Source organism: Maribacter litoralis (genome assembly GCF_902506355.1).
GTDB lineage: Bacteria > Bacteroidota > Bacteroidia > Flavobacteriales > Flavobacteriaceae > Maribacter > Maribacter litoralis.
This window is the reverse complement of record NZ_LR733271.1, coordinates 1,948,298-1,962,711: the sequence shown is the minus strand read 5'-3', so window position 1 is coordinate 1,962,711 and position 14,414 is coordinate 1,948,298. Positions and strand designations below refer to the sequence as shown.

Annotated in this window: 15 protein-coding genes; 5 read left to right on the top strand and 10 right to left on the bottom strand. The window is 35.7% G+C overall.

Annotated elements, in window-relative coordinates; translation table 11 throughout:
- Window positions 1–170 precede the first annotated feature (170 nt).
- From EXIGUO8A_RS08280 to EXIGUO8A_RS08265, 4 genes are all read left to right on the top strand, one after another.
- Entirely contained in the window at window positions 171–572 is a 402-nt protein-coding gene (locus EXIGUO8A_RS08280) for a carboxypeptidase-like regulatory domain-containing protein (RefSeq protein ID WP_159302743.1), read from the top strand.
- A gap of 219 nt (window positions 573–791) precedes the next feature.
- Window positions 792–3,059, top strand: coding sequence for an inorganic phosphate transporter (locus EXIGUO8A_RS08275; RefSeq protein ID WP_159302742.1), 2,268 nt, complete (start codon window positions 792–794; stop codon window positions 3,057–3,059).
- 30 nt (window positions 3,060–3,089) lie between these two features.
- Window positions 3,090–3,806, top strand: a complete 717-nt coding sequence (locus tag EXIGUO8A_RS08270; protein WP_159302741.1) for a DUF6503 family protein — start codon at window positions 3,090–3,092, stop codon at window positions 3,804–3,806.
- Window positions 3,807–3,872: 66 nt separating this feature from the next.
- A complete protein-coding gene (locus tag EXIGUO8A_RS08265) occupies window positions 3,873–4,592 on the top strand; it encodes a Tim44 domain-containing protein (RefSeq protein WP_159302740.1) in 720 nt (239 codons plus the stop codon).
- Between the two features lie 21 nt (window positions 4,593–4,613).
- Here the strand turns inward: EXIGUO8A_RS08265 and nadD are convergent, their stop codons facing one another.
- The 6 genes from nadD to EXIGUO8A_RS08235 all read right to left on the bottom strand — a co-directional run bounded on the left by nadD (window position 4,614) and on the right by EXIGUO8A_RS08235 (window position 9,425).
- Window positions 4,614–5,198 carry a nicotinate (nicotinamide) nucleotide adenylyltransferase gene (nadD, locus tag EXIGUO8A_RS08260; RefSeq protein WP_116771913.1) on the bottom strand — a complete coding sequence of 195 codons (585 nt, stop codon included), beginning with the start codon at window positions 5,196–5,198 and terminating at the stop codon, window positions 4,614–4,616.
- Window positions 5,199–5,204: 6 nt separating this feature from the next.
- Window positions 5,205–5,786, bottom strand: coding sequence for a guanylate kinase (gmk, locus tag EXIGUO8A_RS08255; RefSeq protein ID WP_116771914.1), 582 nt, complete (start codon window positions 5,784–5,786; stop codon window positions 5,205–5,207).
- Window positions 5,787–6,644 (bottom strand): YicC/YloC family endoribonuclease, encoded by an 858-nt coding sequence (locus tag EXIGUO8A_RS08250; protein WP_159302739.1) that lies wholly within the window; start codon window positions 6,642–6,644, stop codon window positions 5,787–5,789.
- 135 nt (window positions 6,645–6,779) lie between these two features.
- On the bottom strand, window positions 6,780–7,607 hold the full coding sequence (locus EXIGUO8A_RS08245; protein WP_116771916.1) for a 3-keto-disaccharide hydrolase: 828 nt from the start codon (window positions 7,605–7,607) through the stop codon (window positions 6,780–6,782).
- 12 nt (window positions 7,608–7,619) lie between these two features.
- Window positions 7,620–8,360: a 3-keto-disaccharide hydrolase gene (locus tag EXIGUO8A_RS08240; protein WP_159302738.1), complete on the bottom strand. Its 741-nt coding sequence runs from the start codon at window positions 8,358–8,360 to the stop codon at window positions 7,620–7,622.
- A gap of 12 nt (window positions 8,361–8,372) precedes the next feature.
- The gene (locus tag EXIGUO8A_RS08235) at window positions 8,373–9,425 is read right to left on the bottom strand and encodes a sugar phosphate isomerase/epimerase family protein (protein ID WP_159302737.1); all 1,053 of its coding nucleotides are present in this window, start codon (window positions 9,423–9,425) and stop codon (window positions 8,373–8,375) included.
- Between the two features lie 494 nt (window positions 9,426–9,919).
- Here EXIGUO8A_RS08235 and EXIGUO8A_RS08230 point away from each other — a divergent pair, with 494 nt between their 5' ends.
- Window positions 9,920–10,381, top strand: coding sequence for an ASCH domain-containing protein (locus EXIGUO8A_RS08230; protein ID WP_159302736.1), 462 nt, complete (start codon window positions 9,920–9,922; stop codon window positions 10,379–10,381).
- A gap of 64 nt (window positions 10,382–10,445) precedes the next feature.
- On the opposite strand, the gene EXIGUO8A_RS08225 is transcribed toward EXIGUO8A_RS08230, so the two are convergent.
- The 4 genes from EXIGUO8A_RS08225 to EXIGUO8A_RS08210 form a co-directional block, all read right to left on the bottom strand.
- Window positions 10,446–11,585, bottom strand: a complete 1,140-nt coding sequence (locus tag EXIGUO8A_RS08225) for a Gfo/Idh/MocA family protein (RefSeq protein WP_159302735.1) — start codon at window positions 11,583–11,585, stop codon at window positions 10,446–10,448.
- A gap of 94 nt (window positions 11,586–11,679) precedes the next feature.
- A complete protein-coding gene (locus tag EXIGUO8A_RS08220; RefSeq protein ID WP_159302734.1) occupies window positions 11,680–12,909 on the bottom strand; it encodes a nucleoside permease in 1,230 nt (409 codons plus the stop codon).
- On the bottom strand, window positions 12,910–13,353 hold the full coding sequence (locus EXIGUO8A_RS08215; protein ID WP_159302733.1) for a DinB family protein: 444 nt from the start codon (window positions 13,351–13,353) through the stop codon (window positions 12,910–12,912).
- 17 nt (window positions 13,354–13,370) lie between these two features.
- Window positions 13,371–14,363, bottom strand: coding sequence for a sugar phosphate isomerase/epimerase family protein (locus tag EXIGUO8A_RS08210; protein ID WP_159302732.1), 993 nt, complete (start codon window positions 14,361–14,363; stop codon window positions 13,371–13,373).
- Window positions 14,364–14,414 lie beyond the last annotated feature (51 nt).

Genomic DNA, 14,414 nt, shown 5'->3' with positions numbered 1-14,414 from the left:
TTATTTTCGAAGTGCAAGATACAGCATTTACCAATTTTTAACCGGTGAAACTTTGCACAACTAAGTTATTACAAACTAGAATCTTAACCTTTTAAATACGTATTCATAATTCTTAGGTAACCTTTTCTTAACCTTGAACTCCTTTCTTTGCGCGAGAATCTATTGTACCAATGAAAAAAGTCTTTTTTATTCTATTTGCTCTAGTAATAACTTCCTTGTCATTTGCACAAGAAACAAGTTCTATTAAAGGTAAAATTTTAGACGGTGAGTTTTTTAACGAGCCTTTGCTAATGGCCTCTGTTTCTTTAGACGATGATACGGTAGCTACAAAAACCAATTTTAGAGGCAATTTTGAGTTTAACGACATTGCGCCAGGTAAACATAATATTCTAGTTCAATTTATGGGGTATGAACCTATGCGATTAGAAATAGAAGTTAAAAATGGAGAGCAGGCAACAATTTTAGAAACGCTGTACGCTAAAAGTTTACCTATGCCATCTTCTACTAAAGTTAGCACTACCTCTACAGCGACCACTGGTACTTTAGGGCTGGCAGTGAACAAGACCAAATAATTTTAAGGTATAATACCAATTTTTATTCTTTTTAAAATTGACCAAAGACCATTTAATAAAAATCTATTTCAAAAGAATAGTAGTATTTTCATCATCAAAAACTTGGTTTCTTTGAAAGTATTAATCATCATTGCACGAAATACGATTTTAACTTCATAACCTTATGTTAACCTGAATGATAATTTATAATATCATTTTTGTTCCTTATTTAAATTTTTGATGGGCGAGAACATTTATTTATTCATGATTATTGCATTGGCCGTGTTAGCCATAACCGATTTAATTGTAGGTGTTAGTAATGATGCCGTCAATTTTTTAAATTCAGCAATAGGTTCAAAAGCAATTTCCTTTAAAACTATAATGATCGTTGCCAGTGTTGGTATAGCCTTCGGTGCAATATCATCTAGTGGAATGATGGAAGTTGCCAGAAAAGGGATTTTTAATCCTTCGGAGTTTGTATTTGCGGAAATCATGATTGTCTTCATGGCCGTTATGATCACCGACATTCTCTTATTGGATTTTTTCAATACCCTTGGTATGCCCACATCTACAACGGTATCTATCGTCTTTGAATTATTGGGTGCTGCAGTAGCTATATCGCTAGTGAAAATCTATTCTGGTGACGGTAATATTACTCATTTAAACGATTATATAAATACAGATAAAGCTACCGAGATCATATTGGGCATTTTATTATCTGTCGTCGTCGCATTTACTATTGGTGCCATCGTTCAATTTTTTACCCGGGTTTTAATATCCTTTAAATTCAATGAGAAGCCAAAATGGGTAGGTGCCATTTTTGGTGGTATGGCCATCACAGCGATTATATATTTCATTTTGATCAAAGGCCTTAAAGGAACTTCGATTATTAGCCCCGAAGCATCTATGTTCATTGCAGAAAACCCAGAATTATTTCTTTTAGGAAATTTAATTCTATGGTTTGCGCTTTCTTGGTTGGCTACTACATTTATGAAATGGAACATTTATACCATTATCATTATTTTAGGAACTTTTGCATTGGCAATGGCCTTCGCCGGAAATGATTTGGTCAACTTTATAGGGGTACCCTTAGCGGCTTATGAATCTTTTTTAAGTTGGTCTAATTCGGGGCAACTGGCCACTGAATTCAATATGGAAGGGCTGGCAGTTGCTGTACAAACCCCAACATATTTATTATTGGCATCGGGTATCATAATGGTGGTAACGTTATGGTTCTCCTCTAAAGCAAAGAATGTAGTAAAAACCAGTGTTGACCTATCTAGGCAAGATGAAGGAGACGAGCGTTTCGAACCAAATTTTCTATCTAGGCAAATTGTAAAATTCTCAATTAAAGCTTCGGAAAATTTAAACGGAATTATACCAATATCCATTCAAAACAAGATTAACCACCAATTTATTAAACCGACCTCCTACGCACTAAAGGCAAAAGCGAAAGACCAACCTGCGTTCGATCTTATTAGAGCTTCTGTAAACCTAATGGTAGCTAGTGTATTGATTTCTTTGGCGACATCATTAAAATTACCTTTATCTACCACCTACGTAACATTTATGGTAGCAATGGGTACATCTTTGGCAGATAGAGCTTGGGGATCAGAAAGTGCCGTTTATAGAGTTGCAGGTGTACTTAATGTTATAGGCGGATGGTTCTTTACTGCAATCGTAGCATTTGTTGCGGCTGCGATCATCGCTTATGTAATACATTTAGGCGGTATTTGGGCAATTGGTGCATTATTGATTTTTGCATCTATATTGATAGGTAAAAACTACTTATCTCATACTAAAAAATTGAAGGAGACAAAAGAGGAGGAAATTTTAAAACGTGCCGAGAGCAGTTCTATTCAAGGTGTTATTGAAGAAAGCGCCAAGAATATCGCCAATGTGGTAAAAAGAGCAAACAAAATATACTCCAACTCCATCAACGGTCTTGCCAAACAAGATTTGAGTTCACTTCATAAAAATAAAAAACAAGGGGCCAAGTTGGCCAACGAAATTGAAGATTTAAGAAATCACACTTTCTATTTTATCAAAAACTTAGAAGAAGCTCATATAGGCGCAAGTAATTTCTACATAAATGCTATGGGTCATTTGACCGATATTTCCCAATCATTGGAATATATTGGTAAGGTAAGCCATAAGCATGTCAACAATAACCACAAAAAATTAAAGTACAACCAAATTAAGGAACTCAAGCAAATAGATATTAAGCTTGCAGAAATTCTAGACAACACCTATCATGCCTTTGATGAAAGGTCTTTTGAGAAGATTGGTAATATTTTGAACAATAAGCAAGAGCTGTACGATTTGGTTTCCCAAAAGATAAGCTTACAAGTAGAACGTACTAGATCTGAAGAATCAAGTCCTAAAAACACTACGTTATATTTCACTATCTTACTCGAAACAAAAGATTTGATGACGGCCACCATGAATCTTTTGGAATTGTACTATAAAGAACATGATGCCGATGTTAAACCGGCTACATTAGATTAAAGGGTGTGCCCTTTTGAATAAAACATACTTATGAAATACTTTTTGCTTTCCGTTTTACTATGCTGCGGAGTATCTAATTACGCCCAAGATATTACGGGACCTGAATTATTAGAGCGCGCCATTGCATTTCACGATCCTAATGATAACTGGTCTACATTTAAAGGTAAAATGCTTATTGAAATGGAGAGTCCAAAAAGGAGTTTGCGAAGCACTTTAATTGAAATGAAGCTTCCTAACAATTACTTTAAAACTACCGTTAAAAAAGACAATTACACAATTGAATCTGAATTGGACAAAGGTGATTGTACTTTAAAACTCAATGGAAGTACTTCTATTTTCCCTAGAATAAAAGATAGTTTAAACATTAGCTGCGATCGTGCTAAGATGATGAAAAATTACTACACCTACCTCTACGGATTACCTATGAAGTTGAAAGATCCAGGCACCATCATAGATGATAAAGTAATTAAAAAGACATTTAAGGGAAAAGAATATTTAGTGTTAAAAGCTACTTACGAAAAGGAAGTGGGCAATGACACTTGGTACTTCTATTTTGACCCAAAAACGTACGTTATGGAAATATATCAATTCTTCCATGACGAAAGTAAAAATGACGGGGAGTACATTTTACTATCGGAAATGATAACCGTTAACGGCATAAAAATACCAAAGGTACGCGCTTGGTATTACAATGAAGGAGATAAATATCTTGCTACGGACAACTTACGCAAAGCGAATTCGCTTTAATTGAATGAAAACATACTAAAGTCAACTCTTTGAGAGTTATTTAATGAACCTTAATTCCATAGTAACATGAGAAAGAGTCATTTAATAATTCTAGTACTGGTGCTAGCCCTAGTTCTTTTTGATATAGACCCAATGTACGCCGGTCCTGGCGGCACGGTGGTTAAAGCAATATTTAAGACTTGGTGGGGAAAAGTACTTTTAAGTATTCTTGGAATTATCTTTCTTCCTTTAACCATCTATGTATATTTCAGGGAATATTTTGCAGTTAAAAACTGTAAAAAGCAATTATTGGAATTAGGTAAAAGAAATAAAGATTTCTCTTGGCTAAATTTAGATAAGAATGTTCGCAATATTTTCAACAGAGTATATATAGCTTGGAACAACCAAGATTTAAAAGAGGCCTCTAGCTATATTAGTCATTGGTACTGGCAAAATCAACAATTGGTTCACCTAGATGAATGGAAAAAAGAGAACCTGAGGAATGTTTGCAAGGTAGATGGCATAAAATCGGTTAAACCATTATACCTCGAAATTTCGGAGCAAGAAAATCTTGAAGGCTCTAGAATCGCATTTTTAATAACTGCAAACATTATGGATTATCTTAAAAACAACGATACCCATAAAATTGTACAAGGCAGTAATAAATATGATGACGAAGAGAAAATTTGGGTGATGGAATATACTGATGGGCAATGGGTGTTGGATGACATACAAGATGGGCAACTATCACTTGCATTTGCTAAGACCAAAAATATAATTCCGGCAAACTTGGTACCGGCGGGTTAACAGGTAAATTAATCGTAATCTCTATCGATAAAAATTCATTTCATCCATATACTTCCAAACTTCTGGCGGTAGTAAAGGCTTAATATTTTTACCGATCTTATGTGCTTTTCTAATAAAGGTTGAAGAGATTTCCATAATAGGCGCACTCACCGGATGAATTTTTTCATGCCCTTTAAATTGATGCTCTATTACACCATTCGATATTCTTGGATATACGTAAATATTGTAGTGCTCTAATATGGTTTCATAATTTTTCCATTTATGAAGACTTTTTAAATTATCCTCACCCATAATTAAGGAAAACTCATAGCCATTTGGATATTTTTCTTCTAAATGAACCAGTGTATTTACGGTATAATTTGGTTGCGGTAAATTAAACTCAATATTGCTAGGCTTTAACTTATCGTACTCTTTTGTTGCTTCATAAACCATATCAAACCTTTGGTGATCGTCTAAAAGCGTTTTCTTGGTCTTAAACGGACTTTGAGGAGTTACAACAAACCAAACCTCATCTAAATCTGAAAACTCTACCATATGGTTCGCAATGACCAAATGACCTATATGTATAGGGTTAAAGGTACCAAAGTATAAACCTACCTTCTTCATAACATATTATGCTTTGTCTTCAGAAATGAAATCAGCAACCAAATCAACAGCTTCTTTTAGGGCTACATCCAAATCATAATTTTTAATGATTTTATCGAACTGAGGTGCGGTGGCCAGTTCTACCGATGCTTTTGCTATACGCATGTTGATTTTATCTTCGCTTTCGGTACTACGTTTTTTAAGTCTGATCTTTAGCTCATCTACACTAGGTGGTTTAACAAATACGGCTAACGTTTGTTCGGGAAACTTCTTTTTGATTCTTAAACCGCCCACTACGTCAATATCAAAAATAACGTTCTTGCCTTCTGCCCATAAACGCTCAACTTCACTCTTAAGCGTACCATAAAAATTATCTCTATAGACTTCTTCCCACTCCAGAAAATCATCATTTTTAATATGATTCTTAAATTCTGATACCGACATGAAATAATAGTGTTCCTTGTTTTTTTCTTTTCCTCTTCTTGGACGGGAAGTAGCGGATACCGAAAAAGCCAAATTCAACTCAGGTTGTGACAATAAATGCCGAACAATGGTGGTTTTACCACTACCCGAAGGTGCAGAAAAAATGATTAGTTTACCGCCTTTCATCTATAATACGTTTAACATTTGTTCTTTAATCTTTTCTAGCTCGTCCTTCATTTGTACCACAATCTGTTGCATTGGGGCAAAGTTGGCCTTAGAACCAATCGTATTGATCTCACGACCTATTTCTTGAGATATAAAGCCTAGTTTTTTACCATTACTATCATCTGAACGTAATGTTTTACTAAAGTAATCCAAGTGATTGGCAAGTCGTACTTTTTCTTCGGTAATGTCATACTTTTCCAAGTAGTAAATAAGCTCTTGCTCAAACCTATTAGCATCAACATCTGCCTTAATGTCTTGCACGGCTTTCTCTAAGCGTTCCCTTATCGTAGCTTGTCTATCTGGATCAATAGCGATTACTTCTTCTAGTAATTTTTTTAAAGAAGCTATTCTAGCAAGAAAATCCTTTTCCAATACACTACCTTCTTCAGACCTAAACTCATTGATTTCTTTCAAAGCCCCGACCAAAGCTTCCTTGATCGCTTTGTACTCCTCTTCATCAATATCCTCTTTATCCGTTTTCATAGCATCTGGAAAACGCAAAGCCATTTCCAACAATCTAAGATCATCACCGGAAGCAATATTCTTTAATTGATCCATATACTGTTTTACGGCTATCTCATTCACCTGGGTAGAAGTTTCATTACCGGTAAGCTCAACGTACAAGTTAAAATCTACCTTACCACGCAATAAAGAATTAGCTACTAGTTTTCTTAGTTCTAATTCCTTTTCACGATAACTGGAAGGCATACGTGCATTTAAATCAATACTCTTGCTATTAAGAGATTTTATTTCAACAGTAATCTTTTTGTTAGGTAACTGAACTACATGCTTTCCGAAACCGGTCATGGATTGAATCATAAATACTTTTTAAGATTAAGACAAAGGTAAGGTAATTGAAAAATCTAATAAATAACCTGTTACCCTATATATGTAAAGAAGGAGCAAACAATACTGAACTCTTGTTTACCCCTTACTTATTATGTCAATTTTTAATTATAGTTCCCTCACCCAAATGTTACGATAACTTACACGGCTGTCATCACCGTGATCCTGTAACATTAAAGGACCTTTACCATGAGGTGGGTTTTTAGGCCAGCCCACGTAAGGGGTCGTACCTTTTATCTCCACATGGTCCTGTACCAACACGCCATTGTGTATAACAGTAATATCGCCAGATTTAATTTTACCGCCATCTTTATTGAATTCTGGTGCATGATAAATAATATCGTAAGTGTTCCACTCACCAGTTGGTACCGAAGCCATCGCCAAAGGCACATGTTGTTTGTAAATGGAACCTACTTGTCCGTTTACATAAGTAGGATTATCATTTTGATCAAGAACCTGTACTTCATAAATACCGTTTAGAAACACACCACTATTGGCTCTATTTTGCCCTTCTCTCTGCACAGGTAATGGAGATTTCCATTCAATGTGCAATTGTATATCGCCAAAATTCTGTTTGGTCTGTATGTTTCCGGTTTTATCATTAACCGTCATACTACCATCTTTGTTCAAATGCCATTTGGCTGCCGTACTATCGTTAGTGCTTATCCAATTATCAAGACTTGTGCCGTCAAATAACACGATAGCATCACTAGGTGCAGACCCTTTTTCACCAGGTTTTACCACGGGCACTTTAGGCTCATAAAATTCAGTCTCCTCTGGTTTTGTAGGTTCATCGCCCATATACTCCTCATAAACGATTACACTATCCTTTACTTTAGCATCCATAGTGCCAACAACATCTGCCGGAACTTTTTCTTGACATGATACCACCCCTAAGGCAGCCACAAGTGCCAATATTGTATATTTATTTTTCATATCTAAATGCTATTAAAGTTCTTTGATTTTTATATTTCTGAACGATACTACATTGTGGTGATCTTGCAATCCGATCTTACCAGTAGTATACTTACCAAATCCGTCCCAACCGGCAAACTTAGACTTGGCAACCATAGCATCCCACTCATCATTAGCTACCGGAAATGATACCGTTTCAGTACCATTTAAAGTTACACTACCTTTATTTTCCTTATGACTAACGGTAATTACCATGGTATTCCATTCACCTACTGGCTTAGTGACATCTTTAGCCGGGGCAACCATATCATACAAAGCCCCTGCTTGATGTGTTGTACCAGCCTTGGCATCTGGGTGCTTATCATTATCTAAAATTTGTATTTCGGGACCTGTTTGGTATCCCGTACCAAATTTTTCATCTTCACTTACACCCCAGAATACACCACTATTGCCTGCTTCAGAGATTTTCCAGTCTAGTGTTAATACAAAATCGGTATACTCTTTTCTAGTTACAAGATCGTGGTTCTTTTGCTCTTCACCTTCAGCTGGTGGTGTATACACCAAAGCATCACCTTCTATTTGCCAAGCATCACTTACTCCGTCTGTTTTAAACTCTTTCCATTGATCTAACGAAGTACCGTCAAACAACACTTCCCATTCATCTTCAACCGCTTTAACCTCTTCTACCACAGCCGCTTCAACTTTCTCCTTTTTCTCTTCCTTACATGCTACCACTGCCAATAAACAAGCGGTACTTACTAATAACTTCTTCATATATCCTCGTTTTTAAAGTCCTAACATTTTCTTCAACATTTCCTTATCAATCTCTGCACCGGCAAAATCATCAAAAGTTTTTTCTGTAGCTTCTATAATATGATCTTGTATAAACTTAGCTCCTTCACGAGCTCCTTGTTCAGGACTTTTTATGCAACATTCCCATTCCATAACTGCCCAAACGTCGCAACCGTATTGAGTCAATTTAGAAAAAATCGTCTTAAAATCTATTTGCCCATCACCTAACGAACGGTATCTACCGGCTCTATCGCCCCAGTCGTTATAACCGCCAAAAGCACCTTTTTTACCTGTTGGATTAAACTCTGAATCTTTAACGTGAAAAGATTTTATAAACTCATGGTAATGATCGATATAGGTAATGTAGTCTAACTGCTGTAATACGAAATGACTTGGATCATAAAGAATATTTACTCTCTTATGATTTCCTGTAGCTTCTAGAAAACGTTCAAAGGTATCACCATCATGCAAATCTTCACCTGGGTGAATTTCATAACAAACATCTACACCTTCTTTATCAAAATGATTTAATATCGGTGTCCACCTTTTTGCCAACTCTTCGAAACCCATTTCCACTAGACCTGCTGGTCGTTGTGGCCAAGGATGCATGGTATGCCATAACAGAGATCCAGAAAAAGTAGCATGGGCATTTAACCCTAATCGTCTACTTGCCGTAGCGGCTTTTTTTACCGTTTCTACCGCCCATTCTGTTCTAGCTTTTGGGTTACCATGAACATTTTCAGGTGCAAAAGAATCGAACATTAGATCATATGCAGGGTGAACGGCTACTAACTGTCCTTGAAGATGTGTCGAAAGTTCTGTTATTTCTAATCCGTAAGAGTTTACTTTGGCTTTGAGCTCATCGCAATAGGTTTGACTTTCAGCAGCCTTATCCAAATCGATCAGGAAACTTTCCCAAGTAGGAATCTGAATACCTTTATACCCAAGGTCAGATGCCCATTTACACATTCCGTCCAGAGAATTAAAAGGGGCTTTGCTGTCTACAAACTGTGCCAAAAATACGGCTGGTCCTTTGATTGTTTTCATAAAAATATACTATCTGTTGTTTGATTTAGTTGTTGAAAAAGACACTTAATATGTGCCAAATTATCTTATATTTAAGAATTGTACTGAGTTCCACTCAATACATTAGAGATTTGCCATAAATATAGGGAATACCATCAGAAAAAGATAAAAATTAGCCTATGAATCAAAGCGAAATATTGGACCAAATTGTGTTAAAACTAAAATTATCTTCCTCTGGAATGCTAAGGAATTAACAGAGAAGGGCTTAAACACCCGTATTTTTAAATGTATTATAGACTTGAATATTCTTAGGATTGTAGTGATATCATAAGATACCTTACAAATAACATAATTTTAATCAAATAACAACCAAATACATTTAATGTCCCTCCTATTTTGAAAAAAGCAAAAATCATGGTACAGAACATATAAAGCGAGTAAATTTCAACTGTACTAAAATTTATTATAAAGAATAGCGTTTACTAAATCCTATAGAACAAATAAAATATCAATTTATGGAGAATGCATCGGTCAGGAACATGTGGGGAAGTTATTTAAAAAACCACCTCGAAGATGTTTTTCATGAAACCCCTAAAACCAAGTATTTTGGCGATAATGAAATTGACGCCAACGAAAATGCACATCTAATTAAAAGCGGAGTCAAAAAGGCTGTCTCATATGCATTGTTAGGATTACAGAACCGTCATGAACCATTACCGAAAATAGGGGATTATATTGTTGTAACAGATTACAGCGGCGAAGCACAATGTATTATTGCAACAACGGCAGTTACACTAAAGCCTTATTTTAGTATTGATACAGCTTATGCCCAACTGGAAGCAAATGGAGATAAGTCATTGGATTACTGGAAAAAATACTATTGGGAGCTTTTTACCAGAGAGCTGGAAAAATTTGAAAGAGAACCCAGGGAAAGTATGATAGTAGTATGTCAGGAATTTAAAAAAGTGCATTCTTGATCAGAAATAATAATATAAAAAAGAGCCGCAAAATGCGGCTCTTTTTTTTTACTCTTCTATTATTTTAGTTTTCTAACACAACCCAATTGTTACCACTCTTGTGAGATTCAACCGTCGCTTCAATAAAGTTCATTCCACGAACACCATCTGCCATGGTTGGGAATTCACCATCATTATAATCTTCTCCTCTAATAGCCTTTGCAACACCTTTGTAAATATTGGCCATAGAATCAAAAATACCCTCTGGGTGACCAGCTGGTAGTTTTGTACCATCTAAAGACAATTCAGAATTATATGCGTGCCCTGGCTTGTAAATTTGCGTAGGTTCGGTATCACTTAACTTATACAAAAAGTTAGGTCGTTCTTGCTCCCATCTAAACGCTCCTTTTTCGCCATAAATGTTAATGGCAAGTCCGTTTTCTTCACCTGTAGCTACTTGGCTACCTCTAATTACCCCTTTTACATGATCTCCCATGCGAATAAGCACGGTACCATCAACATCCATTTGGTTATCTTCATAAAGGTAGTTGAAATCACAAAGTAACTCTTTAACCTTTAATCCCGTAGTATATTCTACCATATTAAAAGCATGAACACCTATATCTCCCATGCATGAACTAATACCCGCTTTTTTAGGATCTAATCTCCAAACAGAAGATCTTTTCTCTTTATCGTGTATAATGGTATTGATCCACCCTTGGTAATAAACGGCATCAACCTTATGTATTTTACCTAAGGCTCCTGCTTTTATCATCTCGCGCATTTGGCGAACCATTGGGTACCCAGTATAGGTATGTGTAAGGGCAAAAACAGTACCTGCTTTGGCATGTGCTTCTTGCAGATCTTTAGCTTCTTCCAATGTAGTGGTCATTGGTTTTTCACAAATCACGCTAAAGCCATTATCCAATAACTTCTTTGCCATTGGGTAGTGTAAAAAATTGGGGGTAAGTATAGAACACACCTGTATACGTTCATCTTCCGGCAACTTTAGTTCCTCCTCAATAAGCGTATCAAAATCTTTGTAAATCCTATTAAGAGGCACATCTATTTCTTTAGCAAAAGCTATACTGTCTTCATGATCTGGGTTAAAGACAGCTCCGGTAATTTGATAATTATCATTTATAAAAGAAGCTACTCTATGTAAAACTCCAATAAGAGAATCTCCTCCTCCACCTAATATTCCTAATCGTATTTTCTTTGGCATTTTTGTTGTTGTTTAAATTGTAAAATATTATTTATTAAATCTGTTAGGTTCTTAAACCATTAAAAATTTGAGGCATTTAAATTAAAGAATTTATCTAAGACTGGTAATCTATTTTTTCCGTTTTAAAGAAAATAGCGAATAAAATAAATACAGTTAACGCAAAACCAGCAGGATACAACCAAATGGTTTGCCAAAGATGTTCTCCATCATTTATTAGATATGCAGTCGATATTTTTCCTGCCACCCAAAAACCTATTAGCATACCTACTCCATAGGTTGCCAATGTAATAAGACCTTGGGCAGAACTTTTAAATTTATCGCCTGCTTTACTGTCTGTATAAATTTGTCCGGAAACAAAGAAAAAATCATAACATATACCGTGAAGTGCAATACCAACAATCAGCATAAAACCAAGTTCATCGACATCGCCAAATGCAAATAACAAATAACGAACGACCCAAGCTGCCATAGCAACAAGAATAGTTTTCTTGAACCTGAATTTTGTGAAAAAATATGGTAGCAACAACATAAATGCAATTTCTGAAACTTGCCCTAATGTCATTTTACCTGTGGGATTGTTCATACCAATCTCTACCAAAAAGGGATTAGCGTTCTGATAGTAGAAAGCCAATGGAATACATATTAAGACCGAAGAAATAAAAAATATAAAAAAGTTCTTATCCTTAAATAAACTCAAAGAATCTAAACCTAATATTTCTTTAATATTGACATCTCCGGTACTTGCTGCCCTTGGAGGCGTTTTTGGTAAGGTAAAACTAAAAACCCCGAATATTAATGATGCTATAGCAGTCATTAAAAACGTATTTCTAAGTAAGCCTTGCCCAATATTCTCGCCTTGATCCCAGTGAAATATATAACTAATGGAAAGACCGGCGATGATCCACCCTAAAGTGCCAAAAACACGAACCATAGAAAACTCTTTGGCAGGGTTCTTCATTTGGTTAAACGACACCGAATTAACCAATGCCAAGGTCGGCATATACAATATCATATACGCCAATACCAAAATATAGAAACCATCGAATGCGGTACTTTGGTACATGAAATACATTAGAACAGCCCCAAGAACATGTAAAATTCCTAAAATTCTTTCTGCGTTAAAATATCTATCAGCTATTATCCCAATTACAAAGGGAGCAATAATAGCTCCCCATGATTGTGTAGAAAATGCCAATGCTATTTCGCTATCTGTTGCTCTTAGATTATTTCCTAAAAAAGTACCTAGTGTAACAAACCAAGCACCCCAAATAAAAAATTCTAAAAACATCATAAAGCAAAGTTGTACCCTGACTTTATTTTTCATTTATCTTTTAAAATAAACATAATCGAAGCCAATTGGCTCTTCCCCATTTACTCTTACATCTACGGCAATTTGCCCTCGGTGATTTGTAGAATGATTTATGATATGAAATAGAATATCTTGCAAGGTATTTGTAAATAAACGCCCTTCGGTATTTTCATAATCAATACGCTTATCGAAATTATCGGCATTAGAAACTATATCAAAAGAAGTTCGCTGATTTTCGTAATGAATATCTGCCCAATCTTTAACCTCATGCTCTTGCCAAATTTGAAATTCGCTAGCTTTATTCAAAATTCTAGCATTCCAAATATGATGCGCATTTAATATATGACTGAACAGCCGAACGGTGTTTGGCGGTACCGTGTTCATCTCCAAACATTGTTCGATCAGTTTTTTGTTACAGTGAAAATTATAGTCGAAAATTTCATTAAAAAAAGCGTCCATAAATCATATCCTAAAGATTATTCTATTTCGTTTGCAGCTTTAAGCAATAAATCTCTAGTCGCAATAATACCATCTTCTTCGCTTATCTCAGAGCCCTCATATTCCACACCGATATAACCGGTATACCCAGCATCTTTAACTATTTGTAACATTTGAACATAGTCTATGCCGGTATCATACCCATCGGCATTAAAATTATTGGATTTTGCACTAACTGCTTTTGCGTAAGGCATTAGCTCTTTAACGCCTTTATACTTATCGTACTCCTTTAGGCAATCCCAACTATCTGGTTTACGTTCTATACAAAAATTGCCAAAATCGGGTAGGCTACCGCAATTATCCATATTAACGGTTTTCATTACCTCAGCATGAAGCTCACCGTTAGATGAAAGTCCCCCATGATTTTCTACCAAAATATTAATGTTCTTGGTTTTAGCATAGGTGGCTAATTTGGTTAATCCGTCTACAGAATTCTTGATCCATTGCTCTGGTACATCACTTCCGTTAAGATTTACTCTTATGGAATGGCACCCCATAGCAGCAGCGGCATCTACCCATTTCTTATGCTTTTCTACGGTTTCATTTCTTTCTGCTTCATCATCGACCGCTAAATTACCTTGGCCATCAATCATGATCAATACATTCTTCATTCCGTGTTTTTCAGCCTCGGCATTTGATTTGGCAACAAAATTAGCCATTGCCTCTTCAGAGTAGTTTGCTTTTTCAAGTTCTGGATTGTACAATTGGCTTACATACTCTAACCCTGTAAAACCCCAATTTTTTGCTTTTTCTGCAAAAGAGTACGGATCTACACCATCTTCCCTGATCATTTTGTGCATAGACCACTGTGCTAATGATAAATCGAAAAAGGGTTCGGCATTACTTGTTTCTTCTACTACTTCTGCATTTTCCACTTTTTCTTTTTTAGTTTCTTTACAGGAGTAAATTCCTAATAACGAGACTCCAATACATACTGCCGCAGCAATTCTAATAAATTTGTTTGTTTTCATTTTTGGTTGTTTGTTGTTGTTTGAATTCTAATCTCAATCGTTTGCGTTAAA

What these genes read in the sequence shown, in the direction of transcription:
- EXIGUO8A_RS08220 (WP_159302734.1), bottom strand. Translation starts at nt 12,909, where the DNA reads ATGAAAAATAAAGTCAGGGTACAACTTTGCTTTATGATGTTTTTAGAA.
- EXIGUO8A_RS08225 (WP_159302735.1), bottom strand. Translation starts at nt 11,585, where the DNA reads ATGCCAAAGAAAATACGATTAGGAATATTAGGTGGAGGAGGAGATTCT.
- EXIGUO8A_RS08270 (WP_159302741.1), top strand. Translation starts at nt 3,090, where the DNA reads ATGAAATACTTTTTGCTTTCCGTTTTACTATGCTGCGGAGTATCTAAT.
- EXIGUO8A_RS08240 (WP_159302738.1), bottom strand. Translation starts at nt 8,360, where the DNA reads ATGAAGAAGTTATTAGTAAGTACCGCTTGTTTATTGGCAGTGGTAGCA.
- EXIGUO8A_RS08280 (WP_159302743.1), top strand. Translation starts at nt 171, where the DNA reads ATGAAAAAAGTCTTTTTTATTCTATTTGCTCTAGTAATAACTTCCTTG.
- EXIGUO8A_RS08265 (WP_159302740.1), top strand. Translation starts at nt 3,873, where the DNA reads ATGAGAAAGAGTCATTTAATAATTCTAGTACTGGTGCTAGCCCTAGTT.
- EXIGUO8A_RS08215 (WP_159302733.1), bottom strand. Translation starts at nt 13,353, where the DNA reads ATGGACGCTTTTTTTAATGAAATTTTCGACTATAATTTTCACTGTAAC.
- EXIGUO8A_RS08275 (WP_159302742.1), top strand. Translation starts at nt 792, where the DNA reads ATGGGCGAGAACATTTATTTATTCATGATTATTGCATTGGCCGTGTTA.
- EXIGUO8A_RS08235 (WP_159302737.1), bottom strand. Translation starts at nt 9,425, where the DNA reads ATGAAAACAATCAAAGGACCAGCCGTATTTTTGGCACAGTTTGTAGAC.
- EXIGUO8A_RS08250 (WP_159302739.1), bottom strand. Translation starts at nt 6,644, where the DNA reads ATGATTCAATCCATGACCGGTTTCGGAAAGCATGTAGTTCAGTTACCT.
- EXIGUO8A_RS08210 (WP_159302732.1), bottom strand. Translation starts at nt 14,363, where the DNA reads ATGAAAACAAACAAATTTATTAGAATTGCTGCGGCAGTATGTATTGGA.
- nadD (WP_116771913.1), bottom strand. Translation starts at nt 5,198, where the DNA reads ATGAAGAAGGTAGGTTTATACTTTGGTACCTTTAACCCTATACATATA.
- gmk (WP_116771914.1), bottom strand. Translation starts at nt 5,786, where the DNA reads ATGAAAGGCGGTAAACTAATCATTTTTTCTGCACCTTCGGGTAGTGGT.
- EXIGUO8A_RS08230 (WP_159302736.1), top strand. Translation starts at nt 9,920, where the DNA reads ATGGAGAATGCATCGGTCAGGAACATGTGGGGAAGTTATTTAAAAAAC.
- EXIGUO8A_RS08245 (WP_116771916.1), bottom strand. Translation starts at nt 7,607, where the DNA reads ATGAAAAATAAATATACAATATTGGCACTTGTGGCTGCCTTAGGGGTG.